Origin of the sequence: Lysinibacillus sp. FSL M8-0337 (assembly GCF_038593855.1) — a bacterium.
Taxonomy (GTDB): domain Bacteria; phylum Bacillota; class Bacilli; order Bacillales_A; family Planococcaceae; genus Lysinibacillus; species Lysinibacillus sphaericus_D.
In genome coordinates, this window is the sequence record NZ_CP151996.1 from 183,412 (window position 1) to 206,456 (window position 23,045).

General features: G+C 37.9%; 15 protein-coding genes and 1 riboswitch. Of the genes, 11 read left to right on the plus strand and 4 right to left on the minus strand.

Going from position 1 to position 23,045, the window contains the following annotated elements:
- The first annotated feature begins 88 nt into the window (after window positions 1–88).
- The 3 genes from MKY08_RS00875 to MKY08_RS00885 are packed head-to-tail and all read left to right on the plus strand — an operon-like array spanning window position 89 to window position 3,072.
- Window positions 89–856: an ABC transporter ATP-binding protein gene (locus tag MKY08_RS00875; protein ID WP_069508804.1), complete on the plus strand. Its 768-nt coding sequence runs from the start codon at window positions 89–91 to the stop codon at window positions 854–856.
- Window positions 843–2,711 (plus strand): ABC transporter permease, encoded by a 1,869-nt coding sequence (locus MKY08_RS00880; RefSeq protein ID WP_069508806.1) that lies wholly within the window; start codon window positions 843–845, stop codon window positions 2,709–2,711. Before MKY08_RS00875 ends, MKY08_RS00880 begins: the two co-directional genes overlap by 14 nt.
- Window position 2,712: 1 nt before the next feature.
- Complete coding sequence (locus MKY08_RS00885; protein ID WP_069508807.1) at window positions 2,713–3,072, plus strand: YxeA family protein; 360 nt, start codon at window positions 2,713–2,715, stop codon at window positions 3,070–3,072.
- Between the two features lie 52 nt (window positions 3,073–3,124).
- On the opposite strand, the gene MKY08_RS00890 is transcribed toward MKY08_RS00885, so the two are convergent.
- The gene (locus tag MKY08_RS00890; RefSeq protein ID WP_069508809.1) at window positions 3,125–4,498 is read right to left on the minus strand and encodes a HAMP domain-containing sensor histidine kinase; all 1,374 of its coding nucleotides are present in this window, start codon (window positions 4,496–4,498) and stop codon (window positions 3,125–3,127) included.
- On the minus strand, window positions 4,495–5,214 hold the full coding sequence (locus tag MKY08_RS00895) for a response regulator transcription factor (RefSeq protein WP_069508812.1): 720 nt from the start codon (window positions 5,212–5,214) through the stop codon (window positions 4,495–4,497). The genes MKY08_RS00890 and MKY08_RS00895 overlap by 4 nt, the downstream gene beginning before the upstream one ends.
- Window positions 5,215–5,326: 112 nt before the next feature.
- On the opposite strand from MKY08_RS00895, the gene MKY08_RS00900 reads away from it, so the two are divergent.
- From MKY08_RS00900 to MKY08_RS00915, 4 genes are all read left to right on the plus strand, one after another.
- Window positions 5,327–5,491, plus strand: a complete 165-nt coding sequence (locus tag MKY08_RS00900; RefSeq protein WP_176723130.1) for a hypothetical protein — start codon at window positions 5,327–5,329, stop codon at window positions 5,489–5,491.
- A gap of 152 nt (window positions 5,492–5,643) precedes the next feature.
- Complete coding sequence (locus MKY08_RS00905; protein ID WP_069508814.1) at window positions 5,644–7,005, plus strand: acetamidase/formamidase family protein; 1,362 nt, start codon at window positions 5,644–5,646, stop codon at window positions 7,003–7,005.
- 224 nt (window positions 7,006–7,229) lie between these two features.
- Window positions 7,230–7,784, plus strand: a complete 555-nt coding sequence (locus tag MKY08_RS00910) for an HPP family protein (protein WP_069508816.1) — start codon at window positions 7,230–7,232, stop codon at window positions 7,782–7,784.
- A 448-nt stretch (window positions 7,785–8,232) separates the two neighbouring features.
- Window positions 8,233–9,711: a hypothetical protein gene (locus MKY08_RS00915; protein WP_069508818.1), complete on the plus strand. Its 1,479-nt coding sequence runs from the start codon at window positions 8,233–8,235 to the stop codon at window positions 9,709–9,711.
- Window positions 9,712–9,794: 83 nt separating this feature from the next.
- Here the strand turns inward: MKY08_RS00915 and MKY08_RS00920 are convergent, their stop codons facing one another.
- On the minus strand, window positions 9,795–10,979 hold the full coding sequence (locus MKY08_RS00920) for a CaiB/BaiF CoA-transferase family protein (protein WP_069508820.1): 1,185 nt from the start codon (window positions 10,977–10,979) through the stop codon (window positions 9,795–9,797).
- Window positions 10,980–11,688: 709 nt separating this feature from the next.
- On the opposite strand from MKY08_RS00920, the gene MKY08_RS00925 reads away from it, so the two are divergent.
- The gene (locus tag MKY08_RS00925) at window positions 11,689–15,936 is read left to right on the plus strand and encodes an S-layer homology domain-containing protein (protein ID WP_069508822.1); all 4,248 of its coding nucleotides are present in this window, start codon (window positions 11,689–11,691) and stop codon (window positions 15,934–15,936) included.
- Window positions 15,937–16,051: 115 nt separating this feature from the next.
- On the opposite strand, the gene MKY08_RS00930 is transcribed toward MKY08_RS00925, so the two are convergent.
- Complete coding sequence (locus MKY08_RS00930) at window positions 16,052–17,356, minus strand: hypothetical protein (RefSeq protein ID WP_069508823.1); 1,305 nt, start codon at window positions 17,354–17,356, stop codon at window positions 16,052–16,054.
- 249 nt (window positions 17,357–17,605) lie between these two features.
- Between MKY08_RS00930 and MKY08_RS00935 the strand changes: the two genes are divergently transcribed.
- The 3 genes from MKY08_RS00935 (at window position 17,606) to thiC (ending at window position 22,978) form a co-directional block, all read left to right on the plus strand.
- Window positions 17,606–19,714 carry a methyl-accepting chemotaxis protein gene (locus MKY08_RS00935; RefSeq protein ID WP_069508825.1) on the plus strand — a complete coding sequence of 703 codons (2,109 nt, stop codon included), beginning with the start codon at window positions 17,606–17,608 and terminating at the stop codon, window positions 19,712–19,714.
- Window positions 19,715–19,923: 209 nt separating this feature from the next.
- A complete protein-coding gene (locus MKY08_RS00940; protein WP_024360749.1) occupies window positions 19,924–20,853 on the plus strand; it encodes an AEC family transporter in 930 nt (309 codons plus the stop codon).
- A gap of 82 nt (window positions 20,854–20,935) precedes the next feature.
- Window positions 20,936–21,050, plus strand: a riboswitch (TPP riboswitch).
- Window positions 21,051–21,199: 149 nt separating this feature from the next.
- Window positions 21,200–22,978 carry a phosphomethylpyrimidine synthase ThiC gene (gene thiC, locus MKY08_RS00945; RefSeq protein WP_069508827.1) on the plus strand — a complete coding sequence of 593 codons (1,779 nt, stop codon included), beginning with the start codon at window positions 21,200–21,202 and terminating at the stop codon, window positions 22,976–22,978.
- The last annotated feature ends 67 nt before the right edge of the window (window positions 22,979–23,045 follow it).

Below are 23,045 nucleotides of genomic sequence, written 5' to 3' on the forward strand. Positions count from 1 at the left end.
CTGTATAAAGTTAAGGTTGCTGTAAGCTTGCGACAATTTTGCTGTAAGTTTGGGGTCGTATACTGTAATCAGAAAGAGGTGAGCGTATATGACGCCATTATTAAAAGTAAAAAATGTAGGTAAAACATATGGCAAAGGCGCGAATACATTTACAGCGCTAGCGAATATAACATTTGATGTAGCACAAGGTGAGTTTGTTGGTGTAATGGGGCCTTCTGGGGCAGGGAAATCGACGCTTTTAAATGTATTAGCAACCATTGATACGCCAACAACGGGTGATATTGTAATAGGTAATACAAATTTAGCGCATATGAAAGATACGCAGTTAGCAGATTTTCGTCGTGATAATTTAGGGTTTATCTTCCAAGATTACAATTTGCTCGATTCATTAACAGTGCGTGAAAATATTGTACTACCACTTGCCATTGCAAAGGTACCTCAGAAAGAAATTGCTACAAGGGTAGAGCGTATTGCACAGTTGTTTGGTATTAGTAAGCTACTCGATAAATACCCTTACCAAATTTCAGGTGGTCAAAAGCAAAGAACAGCATCATCTCGTGCATTAGTAACAGCGCCAAAGCTTATTTTCGCTGATGAACCAACAGGAGCACTCGATTCAAAATCAGCGACAGATTTACTTGAAAGTTTAAGTGATTTGAATCAATCCCATGCTGCAACTATCATGATGGTGACACACGATGCGTTTGCAGCAAGCTTCTGTCAACGCATTCTCTTTATACAAGATGGGCAGCTTTCCAAGGAAATTCATCGTGGGATACAAACGAGAAAGCAGTTTTTCCAAGAGATATTACAGGTGCTTGCAGGCATCGGAGGTGGAGTAAATGACGTTATTTAGCTTGGCGCGCAAAAATATTCAGCGCAATTTGTCGAATTATTTTTTATACATCGCTTCGATGGTGTTTAGCATCGTCATTTACTTTACATTTGTCACGTTAAAATACAATGATGAGCTTGCGGCTTCAACAAATATGTCGCAACAAATTAAAGGACTGATGAGTGCATCGTCGATTGTACTTTTATTTTTCATTGTGATTTTTATCGCGTATTCCAATTCGTTTTTTATGAAGAAGCGAAAAAAAGAAGTGGCACTCTATTCACTATTAGGTGTACGTAAGCAAAAAATTGGATTAATGCTCTTTTTTGAGAACTTAGTAATTGGGCTTTTATCATTGATTTTAGGCATTGTACTAGGCTTTTTTATGTCAAAGGTGCTATTAACAATTTTAGTGCGACTGATGGGCTATCAAGTCGTAGCAAATTTAACATTTACACCAGAAGCAGTGCTTCAAACAGCAGGGATTTTTGCGGTGTTATTCTTATTTACTTCCTTACAGGGCTACAGAGTTATCTATCAATTTAAACTAATCGATTTGTTTCATGCAGAGAAGCAAGGGGAGAAAATTCCCCGTGCATCCCTTTTGGCAGCAATACTAGGCACAGTGTTTATTAGCTTTAGTTATTACACGGCCTCTACAGATATTTTCACAAGCTCTATTTGGAAACTATTCACGATTCTTGGTACACCACTTCTAGTAATTGGTATGACAATTACAGGGACATACTTATTGTTCCATAGTGTCAGCGTGTTTGTGCTGACGGCGCTGAAAAACGCTACCTCATGGTCGTGGAGAGGGCTAAATTTAATAGGTGTTTCACAGCTACTGTATCGTATACGTGCAAATGCTAAATCGTTGTCTATCATCGCGATTCTAAGCGCTACAACGATTACGGCAGGTGGTGGCGTTTTTGGAATGTACTACAATACCGAAGCATCAGTGCGTCTTGTGTCACCAAACACATTTATGTGGAAAGGTGAAGCAGTAGAGTTTGACCAACAGAACGTCTTATACAATGAAACGATTGATGCCAAAAATTTACGTGTCGATAATGAATTTGCTTTTTTTGAATATACATTATTGAAGGAATCGGATTACAATCGTTTAGCGACATTACAAGATACAAATCGTGAACTGCATATAGCAGATGGTTCAGCTATACTACTTGATGTTAATTTTGATGAACGTTTTTCACATGACTTTACCGGTGAACACTTTAAATTGCAGAGTGGGGAATCCTTTTATATCGACAAAATGTACACAGATAGTGTGCTAAACTTTATGTCAGCTGGTACGGTGCTTGTCGTAAACGACCAAACATTTGATACGACGAATGCCGAAGCGGTAACGATGCAGGTTGTTGGCATGGAGAATGATTTGAAGCAGCAACGTGTGTCTAAAGAAATTTATGAACAACTATCAACGGAGCAACAAGAGTGGTTTTCAAGTGTTCCGCAAAGCTACGAGGATGGTTTAGGTACAGTCGGCTCATTACTATTTGTAGGCAGTTTTTTAGGGCTTGTATTTTTAGCAGCTACCGGCAGTATTATTTACTTTAAAGTGCTAACAGAGGCAGAAGAAGATCAGGCGAAGTATGCAGTATTAAATAAAATCGGTGTGAATAGTAAGCAAATATTGAGGACTGTTGCGGGACAGGTTGCCGTTATATTTGGTGCTCCACTTGTGGTTGGTATTGTACACAGTGCTTTCGCGCTGCTAGCATTTTCACAATTATTTAATATGGATATAACGAAGCCTGTACTATTATGGATGATTGCTTATTCAGTAATTTACGGCTTGTATTATCTCTTTACTGTACGGTCGTTTTATAAAATTGTGAGACAGGGGAATTAATATGAAAAAGATGTTTATCAGTATTGGGGCATTGTTTATTTTGTTTGTGGCAGGTCTAAGTGTACTTATGACTGTAGACTTTAATCGTTTAAATAAAGATACTTACTATGTGCATATCACAGCGGATGGAAAATTGGAAGAATATAAGGCTGATGATGGACAAATACTCCAAACGTATTGGTATGAGCTACCAGCATTTAAAGAAAACGGAGAAGAGATGACATTGAAATTTTCTGCACAAAAAAATCTGCGTCTGGACGCTTATTTGAAGCTTTACGTGAAAAAAGAAAATGAAGTGACGTCTTATGATGAAATACAATTTGACGATATGCCAGCAAAAGTGCAGGCTCAAATGAAATAATAGAGAGGAGCAGTCCATAATATGAGGACTGCTCTTCTTATATTTTGGTAGTTTATAATTGAATAGTGACTGTAGTTCCTTTTTGCTCTTCAGATAGGATGGTTACGGTTCCTCCGTGAGCTTCAATAATATCTCGTGCAATTGCAGTTCCCAGTCCAGTACCTTGTATTTGCTCAGTATTGGTCCCACGATAATAGCGCTCAAAAATATGTGCTAAATCTTCGGCACTTATGCCCCGACCATTGTCGGCTATTGTAATGGTGTTCGTATCAACCGTTACATGTACGTCTACATCGGGAGGATTATGCAGCAATGCATTGTATAAAAAATTCACTACAGCCCGTCGCATAAAATGTTCATCTATAGCATGTAGAATAACCTCTGCTGTAGCATCAAAGTCGATATTTGCTTGCTCATAGAGAGGTGTATTGAGTGTGTCGATGACAATTTCGCGCATAAACTGTACCATATTCACTTCCGTTAAAGTTAGCGGAAGTTGCTGGTGTCTAAGACGCATTGTTAAATTTAAATCATCCAGTAATTCTTGCATATGCAATGACTGCTTTTCAATAATTTGGGCATATTCCGTCCGATCGCTTGGCGATAAGTTCCGATCATGTAGTAACTCTGCATAACCCCGAATGGATGCAAGTGGTGTCTTCATATCATGTGAGACGTTGCTAATCCACTCCTCACGCATTATCTCTAAACGTTTCCGTTCTTGCTCATGGGCAGCCAACTCGCTCGATACTTCACTTAAATTTTCAAATACTGGTCGATACAGACCTTTTGGCACTTTTATAGGCAGATGCTTGTGATTTTTTAAATGCTGAATGCGTTCAATCATTGCGTAAAGGGGTTTAGTGAGCGTGCGACCGAATAACCAACCAACAAGCGTTGCAACTAGTAAATCGGCGATAATGATCAGCAAACCATACTTTCCGATAAGTTGTAATGTAGATGCGCCTGAAAGATGAACCACGTATCTTGAAACGCCACTGCCTTTAATGCCGATTAAATAGTTAATGTTATCTTTACTTCCTACATAAACTGTTGTATCAACATCGAATTCTTTATATTTGTAAACTTGAATTAAATCAATGGGCGCATAGTGAGAAAGTGCCTCTCGAGGTTCAAAATAAGCACCAGTCACTTGCCCATTTACATCCAGCAATTGAATCCAAGCATTTCGTTGGTGTAATTGTTGAAGTCCTTCTTTACTGACAGAAGGAAGCCCAGTGCCCACATCAATATACTGCTGGAACTCGCGTACAAAAATTTCCTCGGTATCTGCGGTAGCATCATTAAATTTGTTAAATTGCTGATAGAGAATTAGTCCAAATAAAATAGCGGTATTAACAAAAATAACGATGATGACAATCGATAAGATGGAAAGTAAAAAGCGTGCAGTTAATCGCCATTTCATCGTTGTGACTCTTTTGGCACAACTAATTTATAGCCAAGCCCTTTAACGGTTGTAATAAAGACCGGTTTGGATGGATCTACTTCAATCTTTTCACGAAGACGCCGTATGTGCACCATTACTGTATTGTCAGAGCCAAAGAAATCCTCGCTCCATACACGTTCAAATAATGTTTCCTTGCTTAAAATACGGTTAGGATTATGCATAAAACAAGCCATTAAACCAATCTCCTTAGCTGTTAACTCTAATAAAGTACCGTCTTTATGTACTTCCGTTTCATCGCTATTGAGCACGAATGGTCCAACTTGAATCGCCTTTGCAACAGGTAATGGCGTTTCCTGTATTTGATAGCCGGCTCGACGTAGCTGAGCCTTTACACGATAAGCCACTTCTTTAGGGCTAAAAGGTTTTGTAATATAATCGTCACCACCAATAGCAAGCCCTAATATTTTATCGATTTCATCATTTTTGGCTGACAAGAACAGCACTGGGATATGCGAAACTTCACGAATTCGACGGCACAAATCATAGCCTTCACCGTCAGGAAGCATGACATCAAGGAGCACAATGTCGGGGGGTGTTTGTTGAAAGCTTAACCAAGCTTTTTCAATGGAGTCAGCAATATGGATTTGTTTATAGCCTTCTTTTAAGAGACTGACCTTTAGAAGATTGGCTAAATCAGCTTCATCTTCTACAATTAAAATGGTTGGTTCTGCCATTTGATGCATACATCCTTTCTATTTTTACTTTAAATAAAGGTCTTGTTGTTAAATATTACTTCTTTATCAGCTTTATTATAAATGAAAGTGCGAGAAAGACGAAGCACGATGAATGGAGCAACAAGTAACAACTATTAGCTGTCAACTAGCAACGTGCTACTTCGACATGATGATAGATACTAATTGTAAATTTAGTGTAGTTTTACTCGTATTTGCAGGAACTATCGAACTCGCTGTCGAAATTAATGGTATACGCAGTGATGCGAGCTATCGTTAAACGCAATAAGCTTTAAATGAAGTCTTCTCACATAGTAGATTTGTTCTTAAATACTAATAATAATGGCTCTCTGCTCGTATAAGTGGAGAGCTCTCTTTTACACTTGTGTAGACTACATAAAATAATTTTTTGGATTGGGAGAGTGAATAAACATGATTACGGAATTACAAATGCATGAAAAAGCTAATCAACCAGAAAATGACGAAAGTGTACAGCAGCCTATAGCTGTGGAAACATTGTTTGTGAATGAATTCATAGACGGTATTTTAGATCCACAGCAAAAAATGCTAGGTCCTGTCAAAAATGGTGGCACAATTATTGCCAATACGACACCAGGATGTTGGGGGCCGATGTTAACGCCAACCATTCGTGGTGGACACGAAGTAACGAAGCCCGTCTTTGTAGAAGGTGCCGAAGTAGGCGATGCAATTGTTATTACAATAAAATCTATACAGGTAACATCACTTGCGACGGCATCGGGGCATGACGAGGCAATACTTGACCGTTTTATCGGTGATCCGTTCGTATCAGTAAAATGTCCCGGCTGTGGTAAGCTCCATCCAGCTACTGTAGTGAATGGAATTGGACCTCAAGCAATACGCTGTTCAACTTGTGATACAGAAACTGCGCCATTTAAAATGACAAATGGTTATACAATGGCACTAGACCAAAAGGGGAATATCGGTTTAACCGTAGGGCGAGAGGGTGCAAGACGTATTGCATTGGATGCAAAAAATTATATGCGCACGCCTGAAAACTCTGTGCAAAACCCTGTCGTTGCTCTAGCGCCAAGTGACTTAATCGGCGTCATGGCAAGAATGCGACCATTTTTAGGTCAGCTAGGGACAACGCCTTCGAAGGCGATGCCAGATTCACATAATGCTGGTGATTTTGGCTCATTTTTAATAGGAGCTCCACATGAATATGCATTTACGCAAGCAGAATTAGATACTCATCGAACAGATGGACATATGGATATTAGCCGTGTTCGCGAAGGCGCTACAATTATTTGCCCTGTAAAGGTACCAGGTGGTGGCGTTTACATTGGCGATATGCATGCCATGCAAGGAGACGGTGAAATTGCTGGACATACAACAGATGTCGCAGGAATCGTACAGCTACAGGTAAGTGTATTGAAAAAAGTAGCACTTGAAGGCCCGATATTATTACCAAATGAAGAAGATCTTCCATACACAGCAAAGCCTTTTTCAAAAGAAGAAAAACGTAGAGCCCGCGAACTTGCGGAGGAATTTGGTGTCAAACAGGTGGAAGAAGTGTTCCCTGTGTCTATAGTGGGTACAGGTACAACATTAAATGATGCGACAACTAATGCAATTAGCAGAGCCGCAAAACTATTTGACATGAGTGAGCCAGAAGTAATGAATCGTGCAACCATTACGGGTTCCATTGAAATCGGCCGCCATCCAGGTGTCGTTACGGTAACATTCCAAGTTCCGAAGACGGTGCTAAAAAAAGCACGAATATACAAACCGATTAAAAAGCAATATGATTAAAAACAGGTAAAAATGAAAACTCTTAACACAAAAACGAGAGCTTAAATACTTCAGCACGAGCCTAGTGTACACTGGGCTCGTGCTGAAGTATTTTAACTTTTCAGCATTGTCAAAAATATGAAGTTCTAAAATTGAAATCTTATTTTTAGCTGATATAATAGAAAAAGCTTCTACATGTATATAGGATGACAATTCATATAAAGTTGATTTCTAGGATGGTGACTATGGCTGATTTCGTACGTTTACAAGAAAAAGAAGTAAAAAATCATCGCTTTAAAGCCTATTTAGCTAAGATGAGTGGAGGTGGACATGCTCCTTCTAGAACTAATTTTGCGGATGCGCTAACAGGTGCTGCTGGTGGCTTACTATGCATCTTTGTATTACTTTGTTTAACAAACTATACAGGGACACCTTGGTTAATGGCATCACTTGGGGGGAGCTGTGTACTGGTATTTGTCGTATGGAATGCGCCGCTGTCACAACCTCGAAATATTATAGGTGGGCATATGATTTCAGCTTTTATCGGCGTGGCGATGTATTCATTATTAGGTTCGAGCGTGATTTCGATTAGCCTTGCAGTCGGTTTGACTATTTTCTTTATGGCACTTGCTGGGATGATACATCCACCGGCAGGAGCGAACCCGATTATCATTATTTTAGGTGGCTACGGCTGGAGCTATTTAATAATGCCGGTATTCATAGGGGCAGTGATTATTGTCATTTTTGGCTTGCTAATTAATAATTTGCGACAAACGAGAAAGTACCCACAATTTTGGTAAACAAATTTTTTAAAAAATTTTTTATCAAAATGTGTAACTATTTTGTTTCATTGTCCGTCTATTCCTACGAAGTAAAGTATAAAGTGTTCTTTTGAAACACATATACTTTAAATATTTAATAAATGGACGTTACATAAAATAGCGTCAGCAATGAGCCGTCTAAGACAACGCACTGGGCTACCAACTTAAGAGCAGTTGTCAGATGCGCTCATTTGCCTTAATATAAAATGTAATGAGCTTTGTAAGCTTATCAATGTTACTAAATAGAGCTAAAGTGTTTGTCTTGATGAACACTTTAGCTCTTTTGTCTGTGCTTACTCATAACTTAATAGCATATGTTGGATAGGATTTGTTATATTGAAGAAAGAATGAAAATAATTTTAAAATGAATTATATCATGATAGGGGAAGATCTTTGTTGCGTGAAATTGACGGGGGGCTCTGGTTGTATGCTGTTGGATTGTGATGAACAATTATTCATAACATATAGACAAAGTGGCGAAAACGGAGCCGAAAAATTACTTTCAAAATGGGCAGAGGCTGAGGTTACATCACAAGCTGATCCTAAAATATTAGGTTCTGCTTTGTCACCACAATTATTTTTAGTGAATGAAGAAGCGGCGATGAACATTGCATTTTCGACAGCTCGAAAATATTGGGGGCGTGTTTCTACGACGTTACAACTATTTTTTACTAAGCAGGGTCTTGATACAAAATATGTGAATGACCGGCTGAATGCCTTTTTTTACACTCAAAAAGGGAAGGAAATCTTTTTTGAGCAACTTTTTGCCCAGCATACAATGGATTTGGAGCGTTTAGTTTGGCTTGTGTTTGGCAAGCGATGGCAGGTACAGTTGCCCGAAGATGACTTACAAACGATTTATTTATATAAATTTGAAAATGATTATTTTGTGCATATGATTTATAAAGAAGAGCATTTATTTTGGCATTGGCTGTTTATGAAAAAAGTTTATTCACTGCTTATCCACAAACCATTAGAACAATTCACATTTATTTTTGAAATTATGGGGCATTTTGAACAATCTTCAGCAATTACTTATACACATGTGAATAACTTTGTGCATAATTACAGAAAAAATCTGGATAAGTGCATAACTTATGTGGATAAATGCAATTCTTCCTGTTTAGCGAAAAAACAATTACGTCTTTATCAAATTGTGACCCACTATCGGCTGTCAGAGGGGCAATATCAACATATTAAAGATTTAATTACTTCATTTGAGGCTGATTGGCGTTATTCTATGTATGCATTAACAGAGAAAGAAAAAGTATTAATTGCCTATATTTTACTGCATATAGCACACCAAGAACGGGATTATGACAATGTTCTTCGGTATGGCGAATATTTATTAGAAGATGAACGGCTTAATAACTACGCTATCGAAATTTTGCTAGAATATAAGGATTTACTGCCAAATCGAAAGCCAACACCGCCTGCCATTATTAAAAATTATCATCTCAATTATTTAGAAAATTTGTATGCGGTATTGCTAGATACGTATGTCAGAATGGAACGTTACCAAGAGGGGCTACTGCTCTTAAAAGAACATGTACTGGCATCCAATAAAAAAATAAACGCCGTACTGGTACAACAAGACTACAGTAAAGAGCAATTAATCGCTCTTGAGGCATCTGTGCAAAAAGATATTGCCCTTCATGTTAATAACTCATTACAACATATTGGACTATCTGTGGAAGAATGGCGCCAACATTATCGTCAACCTGATAGCCCGTATTATTTAGTCGCTCAAAGCGCTTCATTGCATATGATTAATATATTAAAAATTCTTTTTGTTACGGAACAATTTGAGCTATTTGAGAAATTAATAGAAGTATATAAAAAATATTTACTTGTTGAAGACCATTTCGAACAATTACGGATATTTATTCGTGCGTATGTGCAATAGATAAAAGAGTGTCCATTGAAGTCAAACAATGACTTATTGGACACTCTTTAAATTTTTTAAATTGTTTGCGTGCCTGGCACTGCTTACTCTAAAACCCCTTTTTCTTGAAGTGCGTTGATTTGTTCAGCACTATAGCCAAGTGATGTAAGTACTTCTTCGTTATGTTCACCAAGCTTTGCGCCAACATGCTTGTACGCTGGATTGACGCCATCAAATTTAAAAGCAGATGCAATTTGTTTTTGCGTCGTACCATCGTTTTTCGGAATCTCCACAATCATGCCACGAGCTTGTAATTGTGGATGCTCGCATGCTTCTGGAAAAGTTAACACTGGCTCGACACAACCTTCAAAATCTTCATTAAAGACTTCAAGCCATTCGTTGTAGGTTTTCGATAAAAAGGCATCATGCACAGCCTCTTTAAAGCGAATTTGTGTATAGTACGAATCATTAAACGTATTATCAATTAGTTCAGGAATATCTAGTGCTTCACAGAGCAACCTACGAAACTGTGGCTCAAGACTGCCCACGGAGAAGAATCGACCATCCTTTGTTTTATAAAAATCATAGTAGCTACCGCCATTTAAAATTTCTTGTTCAGGTTGTGGTATACGACCACCGCCGATATAGGCAGAGCCATACATTGCGTTAAGAGAAAATACCGCATCAGTCATACTAATATCAACAAACTGGCCTTCTCCAGTTTTTTCACGGTGCAGTGCAGCAGCAAGTACCCCGATGGCAGCATGCATCGTACCGCCAGCAATATCTGCTAGCTGAATCCCCATAGAAACGGGCTTTTTGTCTTTATGACGAGAGTAATCGAGCACCCCTGCTAGTGCCAAATAATTATTATCATGCCCAGGTCGGTTGCTATACGGACCCGTTTGACCATAGCCTGTAATTGCACAATAAATCAATTTTGGATTCACTTCTTTTAACGTTTCATAGCCGATACCAAGTCTTTGCATGACCCCTGGTCGAAAACCTTCAATGATAACGTCATATTCTTGTACGAGTGTCTTTACAATTTCTATAGCCTCAGGCGCTTTCAAATTCAATGTAAGAGACTTTTTAGAACGATTCAAGTGTTGATGAATATATGCCTCATGATCTTCATCATAGGGAGGCATAATACGCGTTAAGTCAACGCGTTTGGAGGATTCTACATGAATAACCTCCGCACCTAGGTCAGCAAAAATCATTGTCGCCATTGGCCCTGGTAGTAATGCAGAAAAATCGAGAATTTTTAACCCCTTTAAAATACCCAAATCTTCCAACCCCTTTTTGTGTAGGCTACAATGCAGTTGTTTAACAAGCATTGGTAGCGCTTTTCTCATTATCCCCATAGTGTGAAAAGCAAGTTTTATACCATTCTGTATTAATACAGATTTTATTTATTTTAATCAGTATTATAACAGATGAACAATTAGATTGACTATGTTAATTTTCATTATAAATTAATTTATCAGAAAATTATATGTCAGAATAACAATAAAAGTAAAAAAATTTAGAATTTAGATGGTGGAGGACACGCGCTGGTAGTGAAAGCTGGTAGAAATGCTGATAATGGGAGGAAATCGCTGATAGAATTTTCATAAAAAAGATGTTTACATTTTTTATTTAAGGGTACTTGATTAATGTGACAATTAGTTGGGCAAGCTTAAGTATAAGTCATCCTCGTGTGACAAACGCATATTACTAAATTGATACGTAAACTCGGGACACATCTCTCGATCAAACTTGACAAGACTTAAGGTTATCCCCCTTTCCCTTATGACAAAACAAGTATGATATGATGTATGCCTATATTTTGTTAAAGCCAAGAGAGCACCGATGCTTCTTGGCTTTTTAATTTGGCTAATACTTTCTTCCATTATTTTAGAAATACTATGAAGGTTCGCTATCTACCTGTCGATATAAAGGGTATGATGAAAATGAAGTTTGTGCGTATCAATTATATGTGAAAGGAAGAGTGAGATGGATAAAACAAAAATCCAAAAAGTGAACAAAGCACTGATCGCAACTGTTTTTGCTACTAGCGGGATTGCTGTTGTCGTACCACCACCACAAAAAGTAGCAGCAGCTACTTCACCATTTGTAGATATTAACCAATATTCAAGTCACTATGACAATATTTTAAAATTATATGCTCAAGGTGCAATTAGTGGATTTGCAGATAAAACATTCCGACCAAATCAAAATGTAACACGTGGTCAAGCAGCAAAAATGCTAGCTACGGTTTTAAAGTTAGATTTAAAAAATGTAGAAGATCCCTATTTTAGAGACGTACCAAAGAGCAATGAATATTATAAGTATGTAGCGGCGTTGCAAAATGCAGGCATTATGTCTGGTTATTCGAATGGGTCATTTATGCCAAATGAAGTCATTACACGCGGGCAACTAGCCAAAATTTTAGTGCTTGGCTTTAAATTCGAGGTAGCATCGAATTTTAATCATAGCTTCCAAGATATTAATAGCCAAACAAGCAATGCTTACTATATTCAAACATTAGTAGATTTAAAGATTACAGAAGGAACAACACCTGTCACATTTTCTCCGTTCAATGCAGTAACTCGAGGTCAAATTGCTTCTTTTATTGTTCGTTCCCAAGAGAAAAAGGGGAATGTATCAACTTATAAGATTACTGGTGTTGAAGATGATACTGTTTACATAAATTCTGAACCTTATTCAGTACCTGAAAGCCTTTCACATATTTTCAATGAATACAATGCAGATGTATTAAAGGGTGCATTTATTGAGGGAGATATTTCAGGGAAATCTATTTATTCAGTTGCAAAGTTAACGTTGAATGCAAGCGGGACAAGCTCTCGAAAGTTACAGTTTGACGGTGACTATAAATCGTTTGGTGGCACAATCGTTGTCAATGGGAACTATATTGATTTCGATAATGTTACGCTAACTGGCACAATGTTAGTAAATGAAACAGTTCGTCCACCTTTACATTTAGATGTTTCCTACTATAAGCCATTAGCAATTGGCCGTGTAGCAAGCAATAATTTTTCATTTATTAACTGGTCAAATCCAGATAAGCCAGAGGATGAAAGCTCTAATAGCAACCCATCAGGCGATCTTCAAAACTGGACTGATTCCAATCAAAATCCAGATAAAAACAAACCTTTTGAAAACTGGTCAAAAGACAAAGTGACAATGAAAAATGTCGAAAAGAGCATTGAGTTTTACAATAGTACCGTATCACGACTTGTTGTGTCGCAAAGCGGTACAAAAATTGAAACAAATACAAAATTACCGCGTGTTGATATTATTGGAAACGTACGTGAGTTTGAAATCCAAGGTAATATCGGTACGTTAAATTTAGATACAGAAACAGCCCTTACAATATACGGAGATAGCAATATCGACTGGATAAATTACAATAGCTATACCGATTTACAACTGTATATTGATGGTCGCGTAGGCACGCTTTATGTAGATAATGCATATGGCTGGGTTGATATCGGTGATTACACATATATCGATAAAGTAATTCTGCCAAAAGACGAAGGACCAAATAATATTTTTGATGACTTCTTAAATGATAAAGATAATGTGGGGAATATTACTGACCCTGACGGTAAACCAATCGATAAAGATGATATTGATAACCAAAAGCCAGCGGATAAAACAAAACCGTTAATTGATATTACCAAGTTAACGGTCTTAAATGGTAGCGATGTTCAAGTAGAGTTTACGTCAGATAAAGTAGGAACGTATTACTATATTGTGCGAGAAAAGGGCGTAGAAGTACCAACTAAACGAGAAATGGTTAATCGCATTTCTACAGATAATGCAGCAAGTGGCACGGGTGCAGCGGTAAACGGTAAAAATACGTTCAAAATTTCTAATTTAGGTGAGAAAAAAGAATACGTTGTCTATGTCATGGTAGTGGACGGAGCGAAAAATGCTTCAGATATTAAATCGCAATCGTTCCAAATGAAAGATTCATCGCCACCATCGGTAAAATCGCTAACGGTAACCCCTCTACATGGTGGAACACGAGCAGAGTTTACATTTACGGCGAGTGAACCTGGGGAATACTTCTACTATGTACGTAAAAAGACAACTGCCGCCGATCCGACAACTGCAGATGTAATAGCTAACCCAACAGGTAAAGGGAAGGCACTTGCAGGTAAATTAGGAATTTCCGGATTGCTGACAGGATTAGACCCTGAACAAGAATATCAACTTTTTGTAGTGATGAAGGATGATTCAGGGAACAATTCAATTGATCCTATTCCAAAAGAAGCAATCAAAGAATTCAAAACAGGTGCTTTAGACAATCTACCTCCATATATTGTGGGTGGAGAGCTCTTTTTACAAGATGAAATTAAAAATGAATTTTATGTAACGGTCAGTGAGGAGTTAGATCCGATTGCAGCTGAAAAAGTTGAAAACTATGAACTGACGGGAACAGGTATTGTCAATCAAGGATTACAAAAGCCAATTCGACCAGAAAAGGTTGTATATAATAAAGCTCAAAAAAGATTAACGTTCACTATCCCTTCTTTAACAGGTTTCGTTAATGGAGATAACTTGGTTGTAACGATATCTCCAAATGTAAAAGACCTTGCTGACAATGAATTCGAAAATATTAACAATACACCAGTGAATACTGTTCCACGCAATACTGCAGAATATATTCATAAAGATGGTGAGTGGCCATATTTAACGATTATTGGAGAACCTGCTATTAACGCTGCTAAAGACCAAACACTAGTCGAATTTAATGCGACAAAAGCGGGAACCTACCATTATTTAATTATGGAATCCGATTTAAATTTAACAAGAGATGACCGTCTACGATTAATCGAAGCGGTACAACTAAATGCAAAAGAATTTAATGTAGGGGGCAAAAATATCCCGATTATCGGTAGTGGTGGCAATAAACCAGCACAATTAGGGAAACAAAAGGTAACAGTTCCGCTCCCTAATACAATTCCGCCGTTAGATCCGTTTAAGAGCTATTCCATTTATATGGTGTTGCGAGACCGTTCAGGAAATGTCTCGGATATTCAAACAAAACATGTAATTGATGACCGTACACCTCCTGTTATTGACAATACGTCAATTAAAATATTGGAAGGTGATCGGAAAGCAACCTTTAAATTTATGTCAGATGAGGATGGTTCGTATTACTACGTCCTTCGAAAGGTTGGCGATCCTACGCCTGGACCAACAACGCCTGAAGAAGTAATGGCTAAGGGAATTACGAGCAGTATGCGTAAAGATACCAATGAGATTTCTTTAACGCTTGAGCCACATCAAGAGTATGAGCTATATGTAGCAGTAAAAGACCGATATAATAATGTCACGATGGTGCAAAAAGGGACAGAATCAAAAGTTTACACATTTGATGAGAAGCAAAATAAACTTATAACTCTAACGCCTGGTTCAAATGGTACGGGTGTTATGAAATATACATTCTTTGCAGATGGAACACCACCAAAGGTAGAAGATCCAATCTATAAACGAATTGATGGCAAAACATTTGAAGTAACATTTTCAGAGGCTGTCGATACAGGATTTGATTTTAAATTAGTTCAACCAGGTACAACAACGCCTATTACACCAACTTACACACATAGCTGGAAAGATGTTACGGGTACAAATGATTGGGAATCTCGCAAGCTCATTATCAAGTTTAATACCGAAGTTAAAGAAAGCTTTGATATTAGTGTCAATGCTGCAGCGAAAGATAAAGGCGGCTGGACATTTAGTAAGGATCGAGCAGAATATAAATATCCTACAAAAGAGAATACAATTACTTCTGCGACATTATTACCAGATACGCAATTCCCAAGTAATTTAAATATTTCTAAGAAAGTTGAAGTTGTTGCGAATCTGAATGCCGATATTACATGGGATCAGCAGTATTACTACGCTGTACTGAACTCAGGATATAATCTAACGCCTGATAATGTTATGGATGTTATTACGAAAGCAGATAGTAATAACTTTACGTATATTCCTGGGGGAGCAATTGTTTCCTATGGTAAAGGTAAGATTACAGCACCTTCTGATGCAAGTTCTGCGAAGACTTTCACAGCGATTCAAACAGGTAGTGATCCAAATTCAACAAACGTATTCCAAAAAGATCAACGGATTTATCTATTCACGAAAGATAAATATGGAAATATTGTGTATGCAAAAGCTTCAACAGATCCAGCAGCTTTAGATTATGTATTAATTCAACCTAGAACACAATAAATATAAAAAGAGAAAGCCACTAGCTAAGTTCATGCTAGTGGCTTTATGTTTAATTGTGGTTTATTTGAAATGACAAATCCCACACCAATAAGACAGGGTATGGGATTTCTGTAAATTAATTTCTAATAATTTGGAACGTACCAGAAGTTTGAGTTTCTATAATATATTGATTGCCATTGATTGTATAGGAAACAGGCTCTTGGTCACCGAATTCATTGAGCTGAACAATGGAAGCATTGTCAGGTAAATTTTCTAAAATGATTTCGATATTCGCATCAAATTTAACAGGTTTATTATTTAATATTGCTTGGAAAGTAATGCGATTTAAGTTTCTTGTAAGCTGAACATCCATTACGCCCGAATCCTTATTAACAAGTGTATTGAGCGGTGGGATGATTAAGACCATATTAGCTTTCGTTGTTAAAACAAAACGTTCATTTGTATTTTCAGAATCCGCAACATTAATTTTTGCTTTATATGTGTTTTTTCTACTTTTAGACATTAGTGTATTTTTACCTGGTACTGCTGCCGAGTCTGACAATGTTGGTGTAGTGATTGACTGGTCATTTTCAGGTAGTTTATATTTCCCTTTTACAAAGTCGACTAATTTCCAAACGTTTGGAACAAGCTGTTGTTGTACGGGTGTTAATGCTTCAAAAGCGTTTTTTGCTGCTTGGACATCTTGTGTTGTAGACGTTTTTGGCGATAAGGCAGCAATGGCATTTTCTACTTGCTTCGCTGCGGATTTATCCAATATAACGACCTGTTCGGCATCTAATAATTGTTTTTCAATCCCTGCAGGTAAAACAACATTGGAGAATTTTCGCAATGCATTATACTCAGCCCGTGCTTCTGCCACATCTTTATGGAAGCTAAGTCGAGAAGAGTTTAACAATTGAATTTTATTAACAACTTTATCAACAGAAGTATTAGGTGTAATTGTTGACGTCAGTATTTTTTGTGTTGCGTCACTTACAAAGGTTTTTTGCGCAGCATTTAACCTATTGTACCAATCTCTCGTTTCAATTACATTTTGATAATAGTTAACAGAAGTAGAGTCAACGGAAGCTAATTTTTCTTCAATTTGTGCGGCTAGTCGACGATAACTTACTCTTGTTTGTTGATGATTGGATAGTGTCCCATAATTCGTTACATATTGCTTTTCAGTTTCTGTTAACGCATTGTAAGCCTTTAGTGCAGCTTCTAAGTATGGCTGAAACGAAAAGGATGTATCATTAATATTGGAAATCAACTGGATAACGTTGTTAACGTTAGAATTATAATAGTAATTATTATATATGTAAGCAGTCTTGGCATGTGCCGAATGATCAGCAGCTGAGGCAGACGTTATAGGTGTTGAATAGATAAGTGAAGGTACTGCTACTAGTGCAAGCAAGGCTAGGTTTCTTTTGTGTTTCATATGGGCAAACCTCCTATATTTTATACCTAATTTTATCATAGCTTAAGGATTTTATATGCATATTTTAGCTGAATAGGTAAAAAGGTCCGATGTTTTTTTAAGCTCAATACGTCTTATTTACGACAAATATGATTGTAAACAACTGTATTAATTGAAAACTTTACGTTGCTTGGTAAATTCAGTGAAACTTTTATTGTTATACTACCAATGATACATTATGATTATTTTATAAAAATGGAGGTGTTTGTAATGAAAAAATCCAAAAGTATTGCATTAAAGCTCACTTCTTTAATTTTAGGTGTATTTTTAGTATTATTTGTTGCTTATACATTGGTAACTAGCGCTACTCTGCATACTCAAAGTGTTGATGATTCAGAGAAGGCAACGCTGCAAAATGCGGAGTTATCTGCTGCAAAAATGAGCGAACGGTTTAAAAAAGCTAATGATACATTACAAACAACAAAACGTATTGTTGAAGCAATGGAAAAAAATGATGCGCTTTCGACAGAAAGTGTAATGGATATACTGAATACGAATTTAACGAATAATGATGATTTACTTGGTGTAGGGGCCGTTATAGAAAATGGTGCAGTAAAAGTTGGACCAACTACTGATACGGCATTAATTGATGTGAAAAATCGCTTTATCCCTTATCTAACTAAAGATGGCAACCAAATCAATACAGACCCTATAGAAGGAATTGACGATCCGAAAGCCGAAGATGCTTGGTATCGGATTCCAAAAGGAGAAGGGCGTGCTGTATTAACAGAGCCATATGATTATAATGTGAACGGTAAAACTATCTCGATGACGACTATTTCTGTGCCACTGTATAACGCTTCAGGTACATATTTTGGCGTGTTAACGGCAGACTTATCTATCGACTTTTTAAAGGAGTTAGCTGACTCTATTCAGCCTGATGGTGGTTATGCAGGCATTATTACAGATCAAGGTATGTTAACAGTCAATAGTATTAATGAAAAGCTAGATGGGACGAATATGCAGGATGCAGTTGATTGGGCAAGCATTAGACAATCTATGGATGAAGGAAAACCGGACAGTCTTTATGTAGACTCTAAGCAGCTTGGGGAAAAATCATTTAATGCTTTTGCTCCAATGATGTTAGAAAATATTGATGAGGTATGGTCAGTGCAATTAGTTTTACCTAATTCCAAAATATTAGAAACGTATAATAAAATCCTTGTTTTCACGATTGTATCAGCAATTATTATGGTAATTTTAATGGCCGCTGCTAGTGCAATGTTTATATATAAGCAGTTGAAGCCTTTAAAGGTTTTACGTACATCTATTGAAACAGCAGCAGAAGGCGATTTAACGAAAAAGATAGATGATAAATTTATAAAATCCGATGAAATTGGCGCTGTTGCATTAGCTTATAATAATATGCTGGATAAGACGAATGATGCCATACATACGGTATTAAATTCTTCAACATTGCTCAATCAATCATCGGACCATGTTCATGAAGCCTTTAATGAAATTGTAGCATCAAGTCAGGAAGTATCTGTCGCAATTAACGAAATAGCGCAAGGTGCATCAAAACAATCAGAGGATACAGAAGAAACGAATTATCGAATGATTGACTTATCTGACCAAATTGACGCCATTACAAGGCTGTCAAAGCAAATGGACGAGCTGTCAATCAAAACACAAACTTCTACAGAACAGGGCATGAAAGAAGTGGAAAGTTTACGTGACCGAAATGCGGAAACGAATGAAATGAATGGACGTATCCAACGTCAAATGGAATCTTTGTCTAGCAATATTAACAATATCAATCAAATTATTGCATCTATTCAAGGAATAACAGAGCAAACGAATCTATTAGCACTGAATGCAAGTATAGAAGCTGCTCGAGCGGGAGAACATGGGAAAGGCTTTGCAGTAGTAGCAGAGGAAGTGCGTAAACTGGCAGAGCAGTCTAAAAACGAAACAGAAGTCATTAAACAAACGGTCTCTAGCATCCTAGCAGATTCAAAGCAAACGGTATCCGTTATTGCTTCCAATGCAAGCTTAATGCAAGCGCAAAATGAATCGGTACAAAATACAGAGTTAGCTTTTAAAGATAATAACGAGCTATCTCAATCAATTGCAACAGCAATTAACGAACTACTGTCAGAGCTTTCACAAATGTTGGAGCAAAAAGACCAAGCCATTACGGCGATTCAAAGTATTTCCGCTGTTTCAGAGGAAACTGCTGCTTCAGCAGAACAGGTGAGTGCATCAGCCGCAGACCAACAAGCAGAAATGGAAAAAGTCGCAGAATCTATCAACAACATGAACCAAATTTCTAAAGAACTCCAAGAGGTCGTGAATCGATTTAAACTTGCTAAATAAAGCGAGATGGAGATACCCGCGAAGCAGGGAGATTTCCCCGCGAAGCAAGGAGGTTTCCCCGCGAAGCAGAGCAAAAACCTACAAACAAAAAAAAGAGCTGTCCTAGCAAGGGACAGTCCTTTTTTTATGTAAACTTATACTAGCGGCGGAGCATTGACCCATGTTGTGAACAGTTTTACTATAGAAAGAGATGAAAGGGGGTCACCTCCATGATGTATCTCGGTATGATTTTCTTTAAAATAGTTGCCCCTATTTTAGTGTTGCTTGTACTTGGTGCATTTTTACAAAAGAAATTTTCTTTTAATTTGAAAGCATTATCTCAGCTTATTACGTATTGTTTTATGCCAGCTGCTGTATTTGTGAATTTATATGAAACAAGTGTGGAGTTATCAGTGCTAGGGGAAGTGGCATTATTTATTGTGCTCTTTATCGGCAGTCAAATGGTGCTTAGTCATTTTTTAGCGAAGGGGCTTGGACTAGCGAAAACAGAGACGGCAGTTTTTAAAAATAGTGTTGTCCTTATTAACTCTGGCAACTATGGTATTCCAGTAGCACAAATGATTTTCGCAACGCAGCCAATTGGGGTTGCAATTCAAGTGATTCTCGTTATTTTTCAAAATATGACGACTTATACATATGGTTTATATAATTTAATCTCGTCGACTAAATCAGGGATGGCAATCATAAAGGACTTCCTGAAAATGCCCATTATTCATGCCCTTATAATAGGTGTGGCAATGAATTTCTTTAATATTGGCATTCCACAATTTATCCGTATTCCTATTGACCACGTAGCAGATGGCTTTATTGCCGTAGCTCTTATTACACTGGGTGCTCAACTATCACAGCTTGAAATCAAATCCATGTTTAATAAAACGGTGTTTGTTAGCTGCATTACACGTCTAGTAGTAGGTCCAGCCGTTGCATTGCTTATTATTTTTGTCCTCGGTTTAGATGGTGTTGTCGCCCAGTCACTTTTCATTGCAAGTGCTTTTCCGACCTCACGTAATAGCTCAAGCTTGGCATTAGAATATGATGTTGAGTCGGCAACTGCTGCGCAAACGGTCCTTTTTTCAACAATTGTTAGCTGTCTTACAGTAACAATTGTCATTTATCTAGCAGAACTGCTATTTACGTAATTACTCGAGGATAATAGCAAGATAAATCTAATTATAACTTCCATCTATTAGAAAAATCTGTTACACTATCATCAAACTTAATAGCTATAACTAGGGGAGTCCGATGAGTCGGGCTGAGAGGGAAACGCATAGAGGTTTCTTGACCCTTTGGACCTGATCTGGCTCATACCAGCGTGGGAAAGTTAATGAATATCGCACTCCTTGAATTTTTTGCGATAAATAAACCTTACATGTACAGCCGGATCCAATTTTTTTGGATTCGGCTTTTTATTTGTAATGCTACCTATTGGCGTGAGCTAGATTCGGTCCTTTTTAAACATTTATGGAAAAGGGAGCGGAATACTATATGACAACAGTTAGCGAAAAGAACATTATCATTATGACAAGTTTTGACGGAAGTAAAAAAGTATATGTAGAAGGAACACGCCCAGATATTTTAGTACCGATGCGTGAAATTCAGCTAAGCCCAACAACGGGTAGTTTTGGAGAAGAGGATAATGCACCAGTGCGTGTTTATGATACGAGCGGTCCTTATACGGACCCAACTTACAAAGTGGATATTACAAAAGGTTTACCTGCATTGCGTAGTGCGTGGATAAAAGAACGTGGAGATGTAGAGGAGTACGAAGGGCGGACGATTAAACCAGAGGATAATGGCTTCCGCAAAGCAGACGACCCTCGTATGAAGGAAAACGTTTTTCCGGAGCTTTCCCGAAAACCATTACGTGCAAAAAAAGGTCGCAACGTGACACAACTGCATTATGCAAGACAAGGGATTATTACCCCGGAAATGGAATTTGTAGCGATTCGTGAACATGTTGAACCAGAATTTGTACGTGCAGAAATTGCTGCAGGACGTGCCATTATGCCATCCAATATTAATCATCCAGAAGCAGAGCCGATGATTATTGGCCGAAACTTTCATGTCAAAATTAATGCCAATATTGGTAATTCGGCTGTTTCTTCCTCTATAGCAGAGGAAGTTGAAAAAATGACATGGGCTACACGATGGGGCGCAGATAATATAATGGATCTATCTACTGGCAAGCATATTCATACAACCCGCGAATGGATTATTCGTAATGCGGCTGTACCTGTAGGAACTGTGCCGATTTATCAGGCACTTGAAAAGGTCAATGGTGTAGCGGAGGATTTAACATGGGAAGTGTATCGTGATACGTTGATCGAGCAAGCGGAACAAGGGGTGGATTACTTTACGATTCATGCAGGCGTGTTGCTTCGTTATGTACCACTCACAGCTAATCGCGTAACGGGCATTGTGTCGCGTGGTGGTTCGATTATGGCGCAATGGTGTCTGTTCCATCACCAAGAAAACTTCTTATATACCCATTTTGAAGAAATTTGTGAAATTATGAAAATGTATGATGTTGCTTTTTCATTAGGGGATGGTTTACGCCCAGGCTCAATTGCAGATGCCAATGATGAAGCACAGTTTGCGGAGCTTGATACGTTAGGAGAGCTAACACAAATTGCATGGAAGCACGATGTACAAGTAATGGTAGAGGGACCTGGGCATGTACCGATGCATCTCATTAAGGAAAATATGGACAAACAATTGGAAGTTTGCAAAGAAGCACCTTTTTACACATTGGGGCCTCTTACAACAGATATCGCGCCAGGCTATGACCATATTACATCTGCCATTGGCGCAGCAATGATTGGCTGGTTTGGCACAGCGATGCTATGCTATGTGACACCGAAAGAACACCTAGGTTTACCGAATCGAGAAGATGTTCGTGTAGGGGTCATTACCTATAAAATTGCGGCACATGCTGCTGATTTGGCGAAAGGGCACCCTGGAGCACAACAAAGAGATGATGCGCTATCCAAAGCGCGATTTGAGTTCCGCTGGCGCGATCAGTTTAACTTATCACTAGACCCAGAACGAGCAGTAGAATATCACGATGAAACATTACCTGCAGAGGGAGCAAAAACAGCCCATTTCTGCTCAATGTGTGGCCCTAAGTTTTGCAGTATGAGAATTTCTCAAGATATTCGTAACTATGCTAAAGAAAAAGATTTAAATACGACAGAAGCTATCCATCAAGGAATGAAGGAAAAGGCTCAAGAGTTTAAAGAAGCTGGTAGCCGCTTGTATCAGTAACAAAAGAAATAACCGATAAACCGTGGACAACATCTGATTCACCATATTAGCAAAAAGTGTTAGATTG

What these genes read in the sequence shown, in the direction of transcription:
- thiC (WP_069508827.1), top strand. Translation starts at nt 21,200, where the DNA reads ATGACAACAGTTAGCGAAAAGAACATTATCATTATGACAAGTTTTGAC.
- MKY08_RS00885 (WP_069508807.1), top strand. Translation starts at nt 2,713, where the DNA reads ATGAAAAAGATGTTTATCAGTATTGGGGCATTGTTTATTTTGTTTGTG.
- MKY08_RS00930 (WP_069508823.1), bottom strand. Translation starts at nt 17,356, where the DNA reads ATGAAACACAAAAGAAACCTAGCCTTGCTTGCACTAGTAGCAGTACCT.
- MKY08_RS00890 (WP_069508809.1), bottom strand. Translation starts at nt 4,498, where the DNA reads ATGAAATGGCGATTAACTGCACGCTTTTTACTTTCCATCTTATCGATT.
- MKY08_RS00935 (WP_069508825.1), top strand. Translation starts at nt 17,606, where the DNA reads ATGAAAAAATCCAAAAGTATTGCATTAAAGCTCACTTCTTTAATTTTA.
- MKY08_RS00925 (WP_069508822.1), top strand. Translation starts at nt 11,689, where the DNA reads ATGGATAAAACAAAAATCCAAAAAGTGAACAAAGCACTGATCGCAACT.
- MKY08_RS00910 (WP_069508816.1), top strand. Translation starts at nt 7,230, where the DNA reads ATGGCTGATTTCGTACGTTTACAAGAAAAAGAAGTAAAAAATCATCGC.
- MKY08_RS00900 (WP_176723130.1), top strand. Translation starts at nt 5,327, where the DNA reads ATGGAGCAACAAGTAACAACTATTAGCTGTCAACTAGCAACGTGCTAC.
- MKY08_RS00880 (WP_069508806.1), top strand. Translation starts at nt 843, where the DNA reads ATGACGTTATTTAGCTTGGCGCGCAAAAATATTCAGCGCAATTTGTCG.
- MKY08_RS00895 (WP_069508812.1), bottom strand. Translation starts at nt 5,214, where the DNA reads ATGGCAGAACCAACCATTTTAATTGTAGAAGATGAAGCTGATTTAGCC.
- MKY08_RS00940 (WP_024360749.1), top strand. Translation starts at nt 19,924, where the DNA reads ATGATGTATCTCGGTATGATTTTCTTTAAAATAGTTGCCCCTATTTTA.
- MKY08_RS00875 (WP_069508804.1), top strand. Translation starts at nt 89, where the DNA reads ATGACGCCATTATTAAAAGTAAAAAATGTAGGTAAAACATATGGCAAA.
- MKY08_RS00905 (WP_069508814.1), top strand. Translation starts at nt 5,644, where the DNA reads ATGATTACGGAATTACAAATGCATGAAAAAGCTAATCAACCAGAAAAT.
- MKY08_RS00915 (WP_069508818.1), top strand. Translation starts at nt 8,233, where the DNA reads ATGCTGTTGGATTGTGATGAACAATTATTCATAACATATAGACAAAGT.